Raw genomic sequence first — 18,838 nt, forward strand, 5'->3', positions numbered from 1 at the left:
TGCAAGCGGGACAACATTACCGCTGTCGTCCCGGGGCGCGAAGCGAACCCGGGACCCATCACCCCAGGGCGTGGTTATGGAGTAAGCTGCCAACTCCGAATGTTCGCCAAACTATGCCATGTGGGTATGGGTCCCGGATCTACGCTTCGCTTGTCCGGGACGACGACTGAGTATGGGGCGCCTCGCGACCGACCAATTCCCCCTTTGAAATCGACGCCCTTTTGCTAATACACAGACAGACTTCCCCCGGGATATGTCATGTCCGCCTCTTCCGCCTCGATCAGCGATCCCGCCTATCTCCGCGCGCGCGCGATGGAGACGCTGTTCGAGCGGCTGGAGAAGCTCTGCGAGGGCGCGATCGCGATCGACCGCGGCGGGCGCGTCGTCTACGTCAATGAAAAATATCTCGCGGCGCTCGGCCTCAAGCGGACCAGTGAGGCAATCGGCCGGCCGATCGAGGAGGTCATCCCGAACAGCCTGATGCGCAAGGTGGCCGAGACCGGCGAACCGATCCTGCTCGACATCATGGAGCTCGGCGGCGAGCAGCTCGTGGTCACGCGCATGCCGATCGAGGACGAGAACGGCACCGTGATCGGCGCGATCGGCTTCGTGCTCTATGACCACCTCGAAAGCCTCAAACCCCTGCTTGCCCGCGTCGCCCAGCTCGAGAGCGATCTGCGGCTGGCGCGGCGGCAGTTGTCCAACGCCCGGGCGGCGCGCTTCACCTTCGCCGACTACGTCGGCACCACGCCTGGTATCGCGCAGGCCAAGCAGCTTGCAAGCCGCGCCGCCCGGCAAAGCGTCACCGTGCTGCTCACCGGCGAGACCGGAACGGGCAAGGAGATGCTGGCGCAGGCGATCCACAACGCCTCCTCGCGTGCGGAGAAGCCGTTCGTCAGCGTCAATGTCGCCGCGATTCCCGACACGCTGATCGAATCGGAGTTCTTCGGCACCGCGCCGGGCGCCTATACCGGCGCCGACCGCAGGGGACGCGAAGGAAAATTCCGGATCGCCGACGGCGGCACGCTGTTCCTCGACGAGATCGGCGAGATGCCGCTGCAATTGCAGGCCAAGCTGCTGCGCGTGCTGCAGGAGCGCGAGATCGAGCCGCTCGGCTCGGACAAGATCTCGAAAGTCGACGTGCGCGTGGTGGCGGCGACCAATGTGGATTTGCGCAAGCGCGTCAGCGACGGCGCGTTCCGGCCCGACCTCTATTATCGCCTGAACGTGCTCTCGATTGATTTGCCGCCGCTGCGGCAGTGCCTGGATGATCTCCCCGACATCTGCGCCCGGCTGCTCGAGGACATCAGCGCCTCCGGCGATTACGTCAAGGCGAAGATCACGCCGAGCGCGCTTTCCGCGCTGGCACGCTATGACTGGCCGGGCAACGTCCGCGAGCTCCGCAACATCCTGGAGCGGGCGCTGATCCTGAGCGATTCCGGCCGGCTGACAGGCGAGGACGTCGCCCGCATTCTTCCCGTCGGCTCCGACGTCAGGCCCTCAGCATCCGCGCGCCCGGCCGGACCCGTGGTGCCCTATGCCGAAGCCGAGGCCGAATTCGAGAAGCACACGCTCGAGCAGGCGCTCGCCGCCAGCAACGGCCAGATCTCCGAGGCCGCCAGGATGCTGCGGATCTCGCGCGCGACCTTCTACAAGAAACTCGCCAAGTTCGGCCTCGCCGCAGGGCCGGCCTCCGTCTGAGTTTCGAGACAATGGACTGTCCGGAGTCTCGGATTCCGGACAAGGCACCGAACGGCTCTGTCCGGGCACCAATGCGGAAATTGCCGGAATTTAAGCCGGTTTGCGCGAGCCAACAGCATCTGGCGCGGACCTTGCTCTTCGCTTTGCACAATGACGCATGCTGCACATGCGCATTTCGCAAATCAGGGAGGACGCAAGGATGAGTGAAGCGATCTCGGTCCATCAGCTTCAGGCGAAGCAGCCCTCGCATGTCACAGTCGCCACCGCGAGCCTGATCGGCACCGCCATCGAGTGGTATGACTTCTTCCTCTACGGCACCGCCGCGGCGCTGATCTTCAACAAGCTGTTCTTTCCGACCTTCGACCCCATGATGGGAACACTGCTGGCGTTCGCGACCTACGCGCTCGGCTTCGTCGCGCGCCCGCTCGGCGGCGTCGTGTTCGGGCATTACGGCGACAAGATCGGCCGCAAGACCATGCTCTATCTGACGCTGCTGATCATGGGCGTGGCGACCGCGGCGATCGGATTCCTGCCGACCTACGAGACCGCGGGCATCTGGGCCGCGGTCCTGCTCGTCACGTGCCGCCTGATCCAGGGCTTTGGCCTTGGCGGCGAATGGGGCGGTGCGGTGCTGATGGCGGTCGAGCATGCGCCCGAGGACAAGAAGGGCTTTTACGGCAGCTGGCCGCAGCTCGGCGCACCGCTCGGCCTCGTGCTCGGCACGCTGGTCTTTTCGGTGGTATCGGCGATGCTGACCGACGCGCAGCTGCTGGCGTGGGGCTGGCGCATCCCCTTCCTGTTCTCGATCGCGCTGGTGCTGGTCGGCCTGTGGATCCGCTTCACCATCGCCGAATCCCCGGAGTTCCAGAAGGTCAAGGATACCAAGCAGGAAGTGAAGATGCCGATCCTGGAGGCGATCAGGATGTATCCCAAGAACATCCTGCTCGCGATGGGCGCGCGCTTCGCCGAAAACGGCTTCTTCTACATCTACGCGACCTTCGTGCTCGCCTATGCCACGCAATCGCTCGGCATGAACAAGCAGGACATGCTCAATGGCGTGCTGATCGGCGCGGCGATCGAGACCTTCACCATCCCGGCCTTCGGTGCACTCTCCGACCGGCTCGGGCGGCGACCGATCTACATTTTCGGCGCGGTGTTCTCGGCGCTGATGTCGTTCCCGCTGTTCACGCTGCTGGCGACCAGGAACCCGCAATATGCCTGGATCGCGATCGTGCTCGGCCTCGCCATCGGTCATGCCGCGATGTACGGCCCGCAGGCGAGCTTCCTGTCGGAGCTGTTCGGCACCAAGGTGCGCTACAGCGGCGTCTCGCTCGGCTACAACCTGGCCTCGATCTTCGCCGGCGCGCTGTCGCCGCTGATCGCGACGGGACTGATGACGGCCTACGCGCCGGCGACCTGGCCGATCTCGCTCTACATGATCGCGCTGGCGCTGATCACCATCGTCTCGGTCTATTTCGCCACCGAAACACGCAAGGTCGCCCAGCCCTGAACGGGCTGAGTGCGGCCCCCGCGACGCCGGAGTGGCTGGTCGCCAGCCGCTCCGCGCGATACGAATAGAGGCAAACGAGAAGAGCCGGCATGCGGTCCGCAACAGACATGGGAGGGAATGCCATGAGCCAGCATCCTGCCTTGCCCTATTTGCGCAATTCCGAGAAGGGCAAAGTCGTCACCGCGGCGGAAGCCGTCATGCTGATCCGTGACGGCGACACGGTCGCGACCGGCGGCTTCGTCGGCATCGGCTTTGCCGAGGAGATCGCGATCGCACTGGAAGAGCTCTATCTCTCCCACGAGGGCGATGCCCCCTATACGCAGGGCAAGCCGCGCAATCTGACGCTGGTCTACGCGGCGGGCCAGGGCGACGGCAAGAATCGCGGCCTCAACCATTTCGCGCATGAAGGCTTGGTCCGCCGCGTGATCGGCGGACATTGGGGCCTTGCGCCGAAATTGCAGCAGCTTGCGATCGCGAGCCAGATCGAGGCCTATAATCTGCCGCAGGGCGTGATCACGCATCTGTTTCGCGACATCGCGGCGCACCGGCCCGGCCACATCACCCGCGTCGGCATGGGCACCTTCGTCGATCCGCGGCAGGGCGGCGGCAAGCTGAATGCGCGCACCACCGAAGAGCTTGTGGAACTGATCAAGATCGACGGCGAAGAATGCCTGCTCTACAAGACGTTTCCGATTCAAGTCGGGATCATCCGCGCCACGACGGGCGATCCCGACGGCAACCTTACCATGGAGAAGGAGGCGCTGACGCTGGAAGCGCTCGCCATCGCGATGGCAGCGCATAATTCCGGCGGCATCGTCATTGCCCAGGTCGAACGCGTGGCCGAGGCCGGCAGCCTCAACCCACGCCAAGTCAAGATTCCCGGCATCCTCGTCGACTGCGTCGTGGTGGCGAGGCCCGAGAATCACTGGCAGACCTTCGGCACGCAATACAATCCGGCCTTCTCCAGCGAGATCCGCGTCCGTGCCGCCTCGCTGCCGGTGATGCCGGTCAGCGAGCGCAAGATCATCGCCCGTCGCGCCGCCCTGGAGCTGAAGGCCAACAGCGTCGTCAATCTCGGCATCGGCATGCCCGAGGGGATCGCCTCCGTCGCCAATGAGGAGCGGATCATCGACCTCATCACGTTGACGGCCGAACCGGGCGTGATCGGCGGCATCCCCGCGAGCGGCATCGATTTCGGCGCGGCGATCAACACCCAGGCGGTGATCGACCAGCCTTATCAGTTCGACTTCTACGACGGCGGCGGCTTGGACGCCGCCTTCCTCGGGCTCGCCCAGATCGATCGCGCCGGCAACCTCAATGTCAGCAAGTTCGGGCCGAAGCTTGCCGGCGCCGGCGGCTTCATCAACATCAGCCAGAACGCCAAGGAGGTCATCTTCGTCGGCACCTTCGGCGCGGGCAAGCAGCGCATCGCCGTGAAGGACGGCAAGCTCGTCATTCTCGACGAGGCCACATCACGCAAGTTCGTCGACCGCGTCGAGCACGTCACCTTCAGCGGCCCGTTCGCGGCCGCGCGCAAGCAGCGCACGCTTTATGTCACCGAGCGCTGCGTGTTCGAGCTCAGGCCCGACGGGCTCGAGCTCACGGAAGTCGCGCCCGGCATCGACATCGAGCGCGACATTCTGCGCCTGATGGACTTCAAGCCGCTGATCCCGCGCGACCCGGCGCTGATGGACGATCGCATCTTCCGCGAAGGTCTGATGGATTTGCGCGAGCGCCTGCTCACCATCCCGCTCGACCAGCGCTTCACGCTGGACGAGCAGCAGAACCTGTTCTTCGTCAATCTCGAGCGCTATCCGCTACGCAGCAAGGCCGAGATCGACACCATCGCTGGTATCGTCGAAGCCAGGCTCGCTCCGCTTGGCCGCCGGGTCTACGCCATCGTCAATTATGACAATTTTTCCATCCTGCCGGAGTTGATGGACGATTATTCGGCGATGGTGCGCAGCCTGGTCGATCGCTTCTATTCCGGCGTGTCGCGCTACACCACGTCGGGCTTCCTGCGCATCAAGCTCGGCGAAGCCCTGGAGAAGCGCGGCGTCGCGCCGCACATTTTCGAAAGCGCTGATGAGGCGCAGTCGGATCGGCGTCAGGCCGAGGGAGCCGGCGATGCGCGGCCAGCCCAAAAATGATGCATGCTCGAAAGGCCGACGCGCTCGGCCGGAAGGTTCAATTGCAATGTTCGTAGTGTTATGCAAATCGCTGTTGCCGAGAAACGTTAAATCAGGAGGGACCATCGTGCGTCGATCACTCATCATAACAACAACCATTCTCGGACTCGCTGCGGGCACCTCCGTGCAGGCCGACGATCTCAAGGTCGCGCTGATCTACGGCAAGACCGGTCCGCTCGAGGCCTACGCCAAGCAGACCGAGACCGGCCTGAAGATGGGCTTCGAATACGCCACCAAGGGCACGATGACCCTCGATGGCCGCAAGATCGTCATCATCACCAAGGACGACCAGGGCAAGCCGGACCTCGCCAAGGCCGCGCTCGCCGAAGCCTATCAGGACGACAAGGCCGACATCGCGATCGGCACGACCTCGTCGGCTGCGGCGCTCGCCATTCTCCCGGTCGCCGAGGAGAACAAGAAGATCCTGATCGTCGAGCCCGCCGTCGCGGACCAGATTACCGGCGAGAAGTGGAATCGCTACATCTTTCGCACCGCGCGCAACTCCTCGCAGGACGCGATCTCCAATGCGGTCGCGATCGGCAAGCAGGGCGTCACCGTCGCAACGCTGGCGCAGGACTATGCGTTCGGCCGCGATGGCGTCGCCGCCTTCAAGGAGGCACTCGCCAAGACCGGCGCGACGCTCGCTGCCGAAGAATATGCCCCGACCTCGACCACCGACTTCACCGCGGTCGGCCAGCGCCTGTTCGACGCGCTGAAGGACAAGCCGGGCCGCAAGGTCATCTGGGTGATCTGGGCCGGCGCCGGCAATCCGCTGGCCAAGCTGCAAGACATGGACCCGAAGCGCTACGGCATCGAGCTCTCCACCGGCGGCAACATCCTGCCGGCGCTCGCCGCCTATAAGGGCCTGCCCGGCATGGAAGGCGCGACCTATTATTTCTACGAGATTCCGAAAAACCCTGTGAACGACTGGCTCGTCGCCGAGCACCAGAAGCGCTTCAACGCGCCGCCGGACTTCTTCACCGCGGGCGGCTTTGCCGCCGCGATGTCCGTCGTCGCCGCCGTCACCAAGGCGAAGTCGACCGACAGCGAGAAGCTGATCACGGCGATGGAAGGCCTGGAGTTCGACACGCCGAAGGGCAAGATGGTGTTCCGGAAGGAAGACCATCAGGCGCTGCAGAGCATGTACGCCTTCAAGGTCAAGGTCGATCCGAACGTCGCCTGGGCCGTGCTCGAGCCGGTGCGCGAGCTGAAGATCGAGGATATGGACGTTCCCGTTCGCAACAAGCGCTGACGTTTCTTACTTCACCTCCCCCGCTTGCGGGGGAGCCGGGAGAGGGCTCTCTCCCCTTGGGGGTTCTCGCGTGCGGAAATACCCTCTCCCCACCCCTCCCCCGCAAGCGGGGGAGGGAGCCCACTGTGATCGCGGATACTTCCTCATCTCATCATTTGCCAAACAATGACGCTCACCCTCGAAACTCGCGACCTCACCATCCGCTTCGGCGGCCATGTTGCGGTCAACAGCGTGACCTGCACGTTCCGTCCGGGCGAGCTTACCGCGATCGTCGGGCCGAACGGCGCCGGCAAGACCACCTATTTCAATCTGATCTCGGGCCAGCTACGCGCCTCGAACGGCAGCATCCTCTTCGACGGCACCGACATCACCCAGCACTCCGCGCCGATGCGGACGCGCGCCGGCCTCGGGCGCGCATTCCAACTGACAAACCTCTTTCCGAACCTCACCGTGGAAGAGAACGTCCGCCTCGCAGTGCAGGCGGCGAACGGCACCCATTACGACATGCTGCGGCCCTGGATGGTGCGCCGCGAGCTGATCGCCCACGCCGACGCCATCCTCGACCAGGTCGCGCTCGGCAGCCGCCGCGGCGTCGCCGCGACCGCGCTGTCGCATGGCGACCAGCGCAAGCTCGAGGTGGCGCTGATGATCGCGCTGGAGCCGAAAGTGTTCATGTTCGACGAGCCGACCGCCGGCATGAGCATCGACGAGGTGCCTGTGGTGCTCAACCTGATCGCGCAGCTCAAGCAGGACAGGAGCAAGATCATCCTTCTCGTCGAGCACAAGATGGACGTGGTGCGCTCGCTCGCCGACCGCATCATCGTGCTGCATAACGGCCAGCTCGTCGCCGACGGCCCGCCTGCCGAAGTGATCGCCTCGCCGATCGTGCAGGAAGCCTATCTCGGTGTCGCGCCCAAGACAGCTGCAGGGAGCGCGGCATGACCGATCTCCTGAAACTCTCCGGCGTCCACACACATATCGGCCGCTACCACATCCTCCAGGGCATCGACCTCGCCGTCCCGCAGGGGCAGACCACGATGCTGCTCGGCCGCAACGGCGCCGGCAAGACCACGACGCTGCGTACCATCATGGGGCTGTGGCAAGCTTCATCGGGCGAGATCAGCCTCTCCGGCGATCGTATCGAGGGCCGTGCCACGCCCGACATCGCAAGGCTCGGTGTCGGATACGTTCCGGAGAGCATGGCGGTGTTCTCCGATCTCACCGTGAAGGAAAACCTGGTGCTGGCGGCGCGCGACGGGCCGCTGGACGACAAGCAGCTCGACTGGATTTTTGGTTTCTTCCCGGCGCTGCGGCGGTTCTGGCTGTCGCGGGCGGGAAGCCTCTCGGGCGGGCAGAAACAGATGCTCTCGATCGCGCGCGCCATCATCGAGCCGCGCAAGCTCTTGCTGATCGACGAACCGACCAAGGGGCTCGCGCCGGCGATCGTGATGGCGCTGATCGAGTGCCTGAAGGAGATCAAGCGCAAGGGCGCAACCATCCTCCTGGTCGAGCAGAATTTCTTTGCCGCCCGCGAGCTCGGCGACAACGTGCTCGTGATGGACAACGGCACCATCGTCCATCGCGGCGAGATGGCGGCGCTCGCCGCCGACGTGCCGCTACAGGAGCGGCTGCTCGGCTTGAGCCTGGAGGCGCATCAGTGACTGACCTTGCCGCAACCGATCCGCTGCCGAAGCCGAAGCGCGACATCGCGCCGATCCTGCTGCCGGTCGCGCTCGCACTCGTGACCATCCCGCTGATCGGCTCGCCCAGCACCTGGCTGACGCTGACCGCCGCGAGCCTCGCCATGGGCATGATGATCTTCATCATGGCCTCGGGCCTGACGCTGGTGTTCGGCCTGATGGACGTGCTCAATTTCGGCCACGGCGCCTTCATCGCCGTCGGCGCCTATGTCGCGACCCTGGTGCTGGCGCCGTTCGCAGCCTCCATTCAGGCGGATTCGCTTTGGATGAACCTCGCCGTGCTGGCGCCGGCCGCTCTGCTCTCGATGGCGGTGTCGGGCGCCCTTGGCCTCGTCGTCGAGCGCGTGCTGATCCTGCCGGTCTACGGCCAGCACCTGAAGCAGATCCTGATGACCACCGGCGGCCTGATCGTCGCCGAGCAGACCCTCTATGCGCTGTGGGGGCCGCAGATCATCCCGATGCCGCTACCGGCCTCGCTGCGCGGCTCCTTCATCCTCGGCGACGTCGCGATCGCCAAATACCGCGTGCTGGCGATGCTGATCGGCCTTGCCGTCTTCATCGCGATCCAGCTCGTGCTCAACCGCACCAAGCTCGGGCTCCTGATCCGCGCCGGCGTGGAGAACCGCGAGATGGTGGAAGCGCTCGGCTATCGCATCCGCCGGCTGTTTCTTGGCGTGTTCATGACGGGATCGGCGCTGGCCGGCCTCGGCGGCGTGATGTGGGCGCTCTATCGCGAGCAGGTCCATGCCTCCATGAGCGACGACCTCACCGTCTTGATCTTCATCGTGGTCATCATCGGCGGCTTGGGGTCGATCGGCGGCTGCTTCATCGGTGCGATCCTCGTGGCCATGGTTGCCAATTACGGCGGCTTCCTGGTGCCGAAACTTGCCCTCGTCTCCAACATCCTGCTGATGGTCGCCATTCTGATGTGGCGGCCGCGCGGCCTCTATGCGGTGACCAGCCGATGATGATCCTGTCAGGCGATCCGCCGCGTAGCCGAATCCTCACCCTCGTTCTCGTCGTCATCATCCTGGCGCTGGCGGCGACGCCGTTCCTGTTTCCGGGTGCCAAGGCATTGAACGTCGCCGCCAAGATCTGCGTCTTCGCCGCGCTGGTCGCCTCCTACGACCTCCTGCTCGGCTATACCGGCTCGGTGTCGTTCGCCCACACCATGTTCTACGGCATCGGCAGCTACGCGATCGCCATCGCGCTGTACGGGATGGGCCCGAATTGGGCGGCGGTCGCCACCGGCATCGTCGTCGGCCTACCGCTCGCGGCCCTGCTCGCGCTCGCCATCGGGCTGTTTTCGCTGCGGGTCGCCGCGATCTTCTTTGCCATGATCACGCTCGCGGTCGCCTCCGCCTTCCAGGTGCTGGCTTCGCAGCTGTCCTGGCTGACCGGCGGCGAGGACGGGCGCAGCTTCCAGCTGCCCCAGTTGCTCCGCCCCGGCACGGTGCTGATCCCAAAGAGCCTGGTCGGCTTCGAGGTCAACGGCCGGATCCTGACCTACTACCTGGTGTTCGCCATCTCGGCCCTGATGATCCTCGCACTGCTGCGCGTCGTGAACTCGCCGTTCGGGCGTGTGCTGCAGGCAATCCGCGAGAATCGCTTTCGCGCCGAGGCACTCGGCTTCCGCACGGTGTTCCACCTGACCTATGCCAACTGCATCGCCGCGCTGGTCGCCGCCAGTGCCGGCATCCTGAATGCGCTGTGGCTGCGCTATGCCGGTCCCGACACCTCGCTCAGCTTCTCGATCATGCTGGACATCCTGCTGATGGTCGTGATCGGCGGCATGGGCACGATCTACGGCGCGATCATCGGCGCCACCATCTTCATCCTCGCCCAGAACTATTTGCAGTCGCTGATGGGCGTCGCCTCCACGGCGGCGTCGGAGGCCGGCTTGCCGCTGCTGCCGGGGCTGCTGCATCCCGACCGCTGGCTGCTGTGGCTCGGCCTGCTGTTCATCGCCAGCGTCTACTTCTTCCCGACCGGCGTGGTCGGGCGGCTGCGTAATCCCGCTGGCGGCAAGAGCGCCGGCAGTTCGCATTAAGGCGCGATTAATGATGCAGTGCGGCGATTGCTATACCCACCGCACAACCACGACGCGATTCCCGCTCTGCTGCATACGGGCGCGATTGCGCAACTGGATTAATGCTTAGGTAACTGGCTTTCCTAAGGTTTAGGCCATTTGTGCGGTGTATTCGTGTTCCTCCAGGGAGGGGGAATGCGCCAGGTCTTTTCCACGGTGGCAGCCGGAATGTCTCTAGCCGCAAGGAACGGCTGGGAGGCCTTGGCGCGACGTGGTCCTGTCCTGTGGCTGATCCTGTGCGGCGTGTTGCTGGTCGCGGGCATCTTCGGTGTGACGGCCGTGGCCGTCGGTGAATTTCGCGAGCGCACCCTGGCCAACCGCGAGCGCGAGCTGGAAAACACGGTCCAGCTGATCGCCCGGCATTTTGATCAGCAGTTCGAGGACTCCGACGTCGTCGCCGCCGATCTGATCAATCAGATGAGCCTGACGGAGATCACCTCGCCGGCGATGTTCCGCGAGCGCATGTCCGGGGCTGCGGCGAACCAGATGCTGCGCAGCAAGATCAGCTCCGTGTCTTACCTCGGCGATATCGCGATCTACGATGCCGACGGCGAGCTGATCAACTGGTCGCGGGCCCAGCCCCTGCCCAAGATCAACGTTTCGTCGCGGGCCTACTTTCAGACATTCAAGACCAATCCGCAGTCCGAACCGGTGCTGCTGGAATCAGTCCGCAGCTTCATCATCAACAAATGGACCACGATCGTGGCGCGCCGCTTGAACGGTGCGGACGGCACCTTCCTCGGCGCGATGGTCCGCCGGATCGATCCAGACAGCTACCAGCATTATTTCGCATCGGTCGCGCTTGCCGAGGGCACGGCCATCTCGCTGTTCGATCGCGAAGGCAAGATGCTGGCGCGTTATCCGCATCATGAGGAGCTGATCGGACGGAGCTTCAAGGATGCACCGCTGATGCGGAAGGTGCTGACCAAGGGCGGTCAGCAGACGCTCCGCGTCAGGAGCCCGCTCGACGGCGAGGAGCGGCTCGGCTCAGCGGCGTCGCTGACGCATTTTCCGCTGGTCATCGTCGCCACCAACACGACAGTCGCGGCCCTCGCGGACTGGCGGCAGCAGACCGGCTTCATGGTCACGACCGCCGCGCTTTCGGCTGCCGTGATCGCGCTGATCCTCTATCTGATCATCCGCCTGATCAACCGGCAGAACCGCGAAGCGCAGGAACGGCTGGAAGCGGAGCGACTGCGGCTCGACACCGCCTTGAACAACATGACGCAGGGGCTGATCCTCTACGACGCGAGCGGCACCATCGTCACCTGCAACCGACGCTACGCCGACATGTTCGGCCTCTCCCACGACGTCATCAAGCCCGGCTGTCACATCCGCGAGGCGATGTATCATCGTCAGGAGCGCGGCGCGTTTGACGGCGACGTCGAGGAATTTTGCGCTGACGTCATGAGGGTCGTCGCCGAAGGCACGGTCTCCACGCGAATTCATCAACTGGCCAATGGCCGCGCCTTCCAGGTCATCAACACCCCGCTCGCCCAGGGCGGCTGGGTCGCGACGATCGAAGACATCACCGATCGCCGCCATCTGGAACAGGAGCGCGATCGCAACCACACCTTCCTGCGCGAGATCATCGACCATATTCCTTCGCGGATCACCGTGAAGGATGCCCGAACGCGGCGCTACCTCCTGGCCAACCAGGTGGCCGAGCAACAGCTCGGCGAAACGCCGGAGACGATCGTCGGCAAGAGCGCGTTCGACCTTTACCCGACGGAAGACGCCGAGATCATCACCCGGGACGACGACAAGCTGCTGCAATCGCCGAACGGCCTGTTCCTGGATGAGCACATCTGGAATACCCCGGCCACCGGCCGGCGCTATATCACCTCGACCCGGATCGGCATCCGCGACAAGTCCGGCGAGCCGCGCTACATCATCAATGTCGTCGAGGACGTCACCGAGCGGCGGCGCGCCCACGAAAAGATCGCGCATATGGCGCATTACGATGCGCTGACCGACCTGCCGAACCGCACGCTGTTCCGCGAGCAGATCGAACGCGAGCTGGCGAAGGTCGCCGATGGCGCGCAGTTCGCGCTGCTCTACATCGACGTCGACGAATTCAAGGGCATCAACGATTCGCTCGGCCACCACGTTGGCGACGAGCTGTTGAAGGCGATCGCAGGCCGCCTCCGCGGCTGCCTCAAGCAGGACGACCTGATCGCGCGGCTCGGCGGCGACGAGTTCGCCGTGATCCAGACCGGCATCCAGTCCCCTGCCGACGTGCTGGCCTTCGTGACGCGGATCTACGAGGCGATCCGACAGCCCTATCACTGTCTCGGCCATCAGCTCTCCACCGACGCGAGCATCGGGATCGCGCTGGCGCCGCAGGACGGCACCGATCTCGACCAGCTCATCAAGAACGCCGATCTCGCGATGTACGGCGCCAAGGCCGAGGGGCGCCGCACCCACCGCTTCTTCGAGCCGGAGATGGATGCCTACGCCAAGGCGCGCCTGAGCATGGAGCAGGATCTGCGGCAGGCCCTGGTGAACGGCGGCTTCGAGATTCACTATCAGCCGCTGGTCGACCTGCGCACCAACGACGTGGCGGGCTGCGAGGCATTGCTGCGCTGGCGCCATCCCGAACGCGGCATGGTCTCGCCGGCCGAGTTCATTCCCGTCGCCGAGGACACCGGCCTGATCAACGAGCTCGGCGACTGGGTGCTGCGCATGGCCTGCAACGAGGCCGCGACCTGGCCGACGCATATCCGCGTCGCGGTCAACGTGTCGCCGGTGCAGCTCAAATGCGACACGCTGGCGCTGCGGATCGCGGGCGCACTCGCCGCCTCCGGGCTGGACCCGCGCCGGCTCGAGCTCGAGATCACCGAGGCCGTGCTGATCCGCGACGACGAAGCTGCGCTCTCGATCCTGCACCAGCTCCGCTCGATCGGCGTACGCATCGCGCTCGACGATTTCGGCACCGGCTACTCCTCGCTCAGCTATCTCAAGCGCTTCCCGTTCGACAAGATCAAGATCGATCGCTGCTTCGTCGCCGACATCGCGGAGACGAGCGGTGCACCCGTGATCGTGCAGGCGGTGGTGAACATCGCGGCCGCCAGCAGCATGACCACGGTCGCCGAGGGCGTCGAGACCGAGGCGCAGCGCGAGATGCTGCGCGCGCTCGGCTGCACGCAGATGCAGGGCTATCTGTTCAGCCCGCCGAAGCCGGCCAGCGAGGTGCGGAAACTGTTCGGCTCGGGCAATGGCTTGCCCGGAGCCTTGCCGGTGGCGGCGGTGGCCTGATGACGAAATCTGTGAAGTCGTCGAGCAAGACGTCGGCCAAGTCTTCGCGCAAGCCTTCGGCGAAGATTTCGGCCAAGACGGTCGACGTCGCGGATTCCTATGCCGTGCGGCTGATGCAGCATCTGGTGGTGCCGACCTTCGTGATCGATCCCAAGCGCCGCGTCGTGATCTGGAACAGGGCCTGCGAGCGGTTGACCGGCCTCGCCGCATCCGAGGTGATCGGCACCAACAAGCACTGGCAGGCCTTCTACGAGACGAGACGCCCCTGCCTTGCCGATCTCGTCGCGCTCGACCGGCCCGAGCGGCTTCCGGAGTTCTATTCGGAATACGCCGCGCGCGGCCATAACGGGCTCGGCTTTTCCGCGGAAAACTGGTGCACGATGCCGAAGCTCGGCAGCCAGCTTTATCTCGCCATCGACGCCGGCCCGATCCACGACGAGGCCGGCCATCTGATCGCCGTGGTGGAGACGCTGCGCGACCTCACCGACCAGAAGCGCGCCGAGATGGCGCTGAAGGAGCTCGCCACCAAGGACGGGTTGACCGGCCTGTCGAACCGCCGCTCGTTCGACCAGATGCTGATGACCGAATGGGCCCGCGCCCATCGCACGCAGAAGCCGCTTGCGCTGCTGTTCGTCGACGTCGATCATTTCAAGCTGTTCAACGACCACCACGGCCACCAGATCGGCGACGAATGCCTGCGCGCGGTCGCTTCGGTCGTCAGCCGGCATGCCGTGCGCCCGCTCGATCTCGCCAGCCGTTATGGCGGCGAGGAGTTCGCGCTGATCCTGCCGGACATGGATTGCGATACCGCCTGCGTCATCGCCGACGAGATCCGCTGCGCCGTCATCGCCTTGCGGATCGCCCATGGCGCCATCGGCGCCGGCGACCACGTCACCCTCAGCGTCGGGGTCGCCAGCCACATTCCCGGCGGCGCCGATGGCGGGCCCGACCGGCTGCTGGGCGCGGCCGACGAGGCGCTCTATGTGGCCAAACGCCTCGGCCGCAACCGCGTCATCTGCGCCGAAAGGGTGCTCGCCGAATTCGCAAGCCTCGGTAGGGAGGCCGCAGCGGTTCCAGGCCCTTTCCAGCGCAAAACCGCTTAAGCGCAATGTGGCGAGAACCGGTTGCCCGCCCCGCGCCAATCGGCTAAATGAGCGAGCACTGCACCCGTAGCTCAGCTGGATAGAGCGTTGCCCTCCGAAGGCAAAGGTCACACGTTCGAATCGTGTCGGGTGCGCCACGTCGGTACAAAACTGGTGATGTTAAGGACGCGCGCGGGCGTTTTCGCGGGCGCTGCGTCCTCGCCGGCGAGATGATTGGTCGTACCGTTCCCCGACACCCCGACATTGATCGCGCCGGACTTCGCCTTCGCGAGCGCGATCAGCTCGTTCACGTCCTCGCGGCGGCCTGCGGCGACGGAATGGGCGAACCGATCGGAGAGGCAACGTCGTCCGGTACCAGTCCTGGTCCCTGGATCAGCTCGACCACAGGCAGAACGGGATGACTTTCCTTACGCCTGAGGGCGAGCAGGGCGGCAGAGACAACGTAGAGGGCGACGCCCAACGCATATGTCGAGGCGATGCCGAACAGGATGGAAAGGGTCACGCCCAGCACCGAGGCTAGCATCGAGGTAATGCCGTTGGCGCTCCAAAGGAACGGAAGTATTTCCGAGTGGCGGCGCCAGATGCTTAAGCCGAGCGGGAACATCATGCCCATGCAGAACGCCGGCGGCGCTAACAAGGAGACGGAGATCAGTATCCGGATGTCGGTCGCTTCCGACCGCGCCCAGGTGCTCACCAGCGGTGTAAGGAAGCCCGCCACGGTGAGCGTGACGAGGAGAGCAGCCACCCGGCCGAGCACTACGCCGCGATGAGGGGTTAGCGCACCAACCGTCGCACTGCCGATACCGCTGAAGATGAGAATGGTGAAGAGAACGACGCTCAATCCGTAAACGGGATGTCCGAGAAAGACCATTAACCGCTGCATCTGCGAGACTTCGATCAGCATAAATCCGAGGCCGATCGCGCTGAAATAGACCACCGGCGGCGTCAGTCTCGATAGCGGCATCTGTCGTGCCAGACGCACAAACGGAACGACGATATAATATGCGCAAGCGCCGAGCGCGACACCGAGCACCAGCAAGATCATGCTGATGGCCACATTGTTGTTCGTGACGGTGGACGACGGTTTGGTGATGAAATTCGTAAAGCGCTGCGTGAAGAAGAAGAACGGACTATCGTCGGTCGAAGCGGTGATATTCTCCGGCAATGACGCCAAGAAAGCAGGGCCTGCGTTGCCGGAGAGCAATTTAGAAGTGATGGCGTCGAAAGCGACGTCGGGTGCCAGGATAATCTTGAAGCCCTGTGCAGCAAGTCTTACCCGCGCGCTTTGCCATTCGGCGTCCGTGACGGCGTCGGGGCGGGTGATGACGGTCACGATAGGACCAGCGTTGACGGCGATCACATGCCGCGCGAGTTCGCCCACGGGTACACCGTGCCGCTGTAGTGCGTTGGCGGCGATCGCCACAAGCCGGTAAAATTCTCCGCTATGATTCGTGGGATCGTACCAACGCGAGATCGACAGCAGCCCGCCGGGCTTCAAGGCACGGTAGAAGTCGCCCCAGGCCTCCACGGTATAGAGGCGATTTTCCGTCAGCGTCAGCCCGCCGGCGGCCGTGGCGGCCCAGGTGTCGATCAGCGAAATCTGGACGAGATCATACCGATCGGAAGAATGATTGATGTAGCTGCGTGCTTCGGCGTTCACCAGCTTCACACCCGGCTGACGATCAAGATGGCCGGAGAATTCGGCGAATTTGTCGGTCAGGACCTCGAAAATGGCGGGGTTGATCTCGATTCCGCGGATGCGCTTCGCGCCAAACAAAAGTGCAGAAAGGATGTCGCGCCCGCCGCCGACGCCGATGACAGCCACGTCTGTTGGCGGCTGAACTAGGTAGGCCGCATTGATAACGTCGTCTTTCAGATAGGACAGCTTGTCGAGATCGCCGTCGTGCCGGGTGATGACGGTAGCCGCGTCGGAGTCGATATCCAGATAGTTCTGGTCGATCTTTACCTTGGGATCGCGGGCAAAGCCCCAGCCGAACGGAACTGTCTCTCCGAGCGGCCTCACTCGTACACGGGAATATGTGTTCCAGCGCTCGAACAGTGTCCCGGTCTCCTCCCGCCCCTTGGCCCAGAACACTCCAAGGTGACTTTTGCCAGCAACATCAAGACCAGTATGCAGGGCGGCCGTAGTCGCCAGCGTCAGCGCGACCACACCGCTCAGTCGCCGGCTGCCGACATCGCCGCCGCTGCGGACCACCATCCAGCCCGCACCTGCGGCAAAGGCACCGAGCCACAACGTGGCGCTGACGGGATCGACGACGAGCAAAGCGAAGATGATGCCGAGGCATCCGAACGCGGCCCCGGTCAGATCCGCGGCATAGAGCCAGCCACCGGCATACGGAAGACGCGTGAGCAGCAGCGTGATGCAGATGCCGCTTTCGCTGAAGGGGATCACGAATGCCAGGGCCGCAAGCGCGAGAGCGCCCTGCGCGAGGACTGCAGGAATCACGAGAGGCACGCAGAGGAAGGCGACCATCGCGCCAACACCCGAGACTGCGAACCACGAGGCGTGGCGTGCGAACTCGGGGCCCACTGCCTCGGGCCCGTAACGCTCGGCGTTGTTGTAGACCTCCATCGCGCCGCGCGTCAGTCCGAGCATCGCAAGCGAAATGGCCGCGAACGCGAAGTGGTAGTATAGCATCACGCTAAAAAAGCGCGTGATCAGGATCTGGAAAGAAAGAGTAGCGCAGGCCAAGACAAAAATTGCAAAATAGTAGCGGCCTGGAATCCTGAGACTTGCCGGCACGGCATTCACCCTTAGTTGGTCATCGGCGAAAAATTGGATCCGTTCTGGCCAACACTGGACAGCGTTTCCTAACATCTGGTTGCCTGTTTGGGCGCCTTACAACTTTTAGGAGAATGTCTTCTTAACTTAACGGTCTCTAAAGGCTTGGCGAAAATCGTGCCGAGTTAACGGACTGTGCCGTGCGGCTTTTCAAACTAAGCGACCGTAACTCGGAAACAGGTCCGTGCCCTAAACATTCTTGACGAGCGGGGAAGATAGCGATGCCTCTTCTTGGCCCACCGCGCTGTTCCCGAGATTGATCGAAATGGCCGCAACCGCGAAATCGGGAGGACAACAGCCTATGAGGCGTAGCACAAGATCGCAGTCCGTCGCTGGTTATCGGGCGTGATCGCGTCGCCGGCCGCCGCGTCATAGCGCTACGGCGAAGCAATAGTGCCCATCTTCATCGGCCGTGGCGCGCCAGTCCTACGGCCGTTTCAGGCCGACGCTCACGTCAGCATCGCGACAATCGCCTGGAGCTGGTCGGAGGCGGACGAGACCAGCCCGTCATATGACGTCTGGCCATGTGCGGCGGCATTTAGGATGCATTCGGCCACAGCCGCTTTCAGGCCGAACACCGATTGATGGGCCGGTACGCTCGCCATCACGGTCTCCAGCGCTTGACGCATCGTGTGAATGAGCTCGGAGCTGTATTGCATTGGCTGTCCTCCGTGCGCTCATATTAGGTCGCGCGACCATGCTTGCCACTCACAAGCCTGAGATTGCTCTTTGAACTGGTCGAGACTGAACGCCTCAATTCAAACGCCAGATGGCCGCATTGAGCACGCCGGCAAACGCGACCCAGGCTGCGTAGGGCACGAACAATGCGGCGGCCAGCCTGTCTCGTGATGCCTCGAGACTGATATAGGTCACGATCGCGACGAACAGGCCGATGAGAATGACGAGCGCAGCGCCGATCTGGTGCATCGTGAACATGACCGGAGACCAGGCGAAGTTGAGCGCCAGTTGCGCAGCCCAGGCCGTCATCGCTTTGCCCCCGGCTTCACGGCGAAAGGTCCGCCAGCCCGCGATGGCGATCATGATGTAGAGCAGGGTCCAGGCCACCGGGAACGCCCAGTTCGGTGGCACGAACGCCGGTTTGGCGAGGCCGGCATACCAGTCTCCGGGGAGATTGGTTGCGCCGATCAGCCAGCCGGTGCCGACCACGCCCACCACGAACAACAACAGCTGCAGCATCCATCACCTCGCGCATTTCATCGCGCAATTGTATCA

General features: G+C 64.0%; 14 protein-coding genes and 1 tRNA gene. 11 read left to right on the plus strand and 4 right to left on the minus strand.

The genetic code is table 11. The features are described from left to right. Positions 1–258 precede the first annotated feature (258 nt). From GGD61_RS17065 to GGD61_RS17115, 11 genes are all read left to right on the plus strand, one after another. A complete protein-coding gene (locus GGD61_RS17065) occupies positions 259–1,701 on the plus strand; it encodes a sigma-54-dependent Fis family transcriptional regulator (RefSeq protein WP_092251549.1) in 1,443 nt (480 codons plus the stop codon). Between the two features lie 199 nt (positions 1,702–1,900). Next, positions 1,901–3,211 (plus strand): MFS transporter, encoded by a 1,311-nt coding sequence (locus tag GGD61_RS17070; RefSeq protein ID WP_177236849.1) that lies wholly within the window; start codon positions 1,901–1,903, stop codon positions 3,209–3,211. Between the two features lie 122 nt (positions 3,212–3,333). Next, complete coding sequence (locus GGD61_RS17075) at positions 3,334–5,361, plus strand: acyl CoA:acetate/3-ketoacid CoA transferase (RefSeq protein WP_183230927.1); 2,028 nt, start codon at positions 3,334–3,336, stop codon at positions 5,359–5,361. Between the two features lie 106 nt (positions 5,362–5,467). Next, a complete protein-coding gene (locus GGD61_RS17080; protein ID WP_177236848.1) occupies positions 5,468–6,652 on the plus strand; it encodes a substrate-binding domain-containing protein in 1,185 nt (394 codons plus the stop codon). A gap of 165 nt (positions 6,653–6,817) precedes the next feature. Continuing rightward, a complete protein-coding gene (locus tag GGD61_RS17085; protein WP_092251546.1) occupies positions 6,818–7,594 on the plus strand; it encodes an ABC transporter ATP-binding protein in 777 nt (258 codons plus the stop codon). After that, complete coding sequence (locus GGD61_RS17090) at positions 7,591–8,313, plus strand: ABC transporter ATP-binding protein (protein ID WP_092251545.1); 723 nt, start codon at positions 7,591–7,593, stop codon at positions 8,311–8,313. The genes GGD61_RS17085 and GGD61_RS17090 overlap by 4 nt, the downstream gene beginning before the upstream one ends. Continuing rightward, positions 8,310–9,320, plus strand: coding sequence for a branched-chain amino acid ABC transporter permease (locus GGD61_RS17095; RefSeq protein ID WP_018319497.1), 1,011 nt, complete (start codon positions 8,310–8,312; stop codon positions 9,318–9,320). Before GGD61_RS17090 ends, GGD61_RS17095 begins: the two co-directional genes overlap by 4 nt. Further along, positions 9,317–10,402 (plus strand): branched-chain amino acid ABC transporter permease, encoded by a 1,086-nt coding sequence (locus GGD61_RS17100; protein WP_177236847.1) that lies wholly within the window; start codon positions 9,317–9,319, stop codon positions 10,400–10,402. Before GGD61_RS17095 ends, GGD61_RS17100 begins: the two co-directional genes overlap by 4 nt. Positions 10,403–10,576: 174 nt before the next feature. After that, complete coding sequence (locus GGD61_RS17105; RefSeq protein WP_177236846.1) at positions 10,577–13,699, plus strand: EAL domain-containing protein; 3,123 nt, start codon at positions 10,577–10,579, stop codon at positions 13,697–13,699. 113 nt (positions 13,700–13,812) lie between these two features. Beyond that, the gene (locus GGD61_RS17110; RefSeq protein ID WP_244550574.1) at positions 13,813–14,802 is read left to right on the plus strand and encodes a diguanylate cyclase; all 990 of its coding nucleotides are present in this window, start codon (positions 13,813–13,815) and stop codon (positions 14,800–14,802) included. Positions 14,803–14,862: 60 nt separating this feature from the next. Then, positions 14,863–14,939 (plus strand) — tRNA-Arg (locus GGD61_RS17115). Here GGD61_RS17115 and GGD61_RS17120 read toward each other — a convergent pair. The 4 genes from GGD61_RS17120 to GGD61_RS17135 form a co-directional block, all read right to left on the minus strand. After that, a complete protein-coding gene (locus GGD61_RS17120) occupies positions 14,910–15,092 on the minus strand; it encodes a hypothetical protein (RefSeq protein WP_092251542.1) in 183 nt (60 codons plus the stop codon). The two genes, GGD61_RS17115 and GGD61_RS17120, sit on opposite strands and share 30 nt — an antisense overlap. Continuing rightward, positions 15,089–17,566: a hypothetical protein gene (locus GGD61_RS17125; protein WP_244550562.1), complete on the minus strand. Its 2,478-nt coding sequence runs from the start codon at positions 17,564–17,566 to the stop codon at positions 15,089–15,091. The genes GGD61_RS17120 and GGD61_RS17125 overlap by 4 nt, the downstream gene beginning before the upstream one ends. Before the next feature lie 488 nt (positions 17,567–18,054). Next, positions 18,055–18,264 carry a hypothetical protein gene (locus tag GGD61_RS17130; RefSeq protein ID WP_038949391.1) on the minus strand — a complete coding sequence of 70 codons (210 nt, stop codon included), beginning with the start codon at positions 18,262–18,264 and terminating at the stop codon, positions 18,055–18,057. Between the two features lie 94 nt (positions 18,265–18,358). After that, positions 18,359–18,802, minus strand: a complete 444-nt coding sequence (locus GGD61_RS17135) for a TspO/MBR family protein (RefSeq protein ID WP_092251540.1) — start codon at positions 18,800–18,802, stop codon at positions 18,359–18,361. Positions 18,803–18,838 lie beyond the last annotated feature (36 nt).

The organism is Bradyrhizobium sp. SBR1B, from assembly GCF_014198205.1.
Taxonomy (GTDB): Bacteria; Pseudomonadota; Alphaproteobacteria; order Rhizobiales; family Xanthobacteraceae; genus Bradyrhizobium.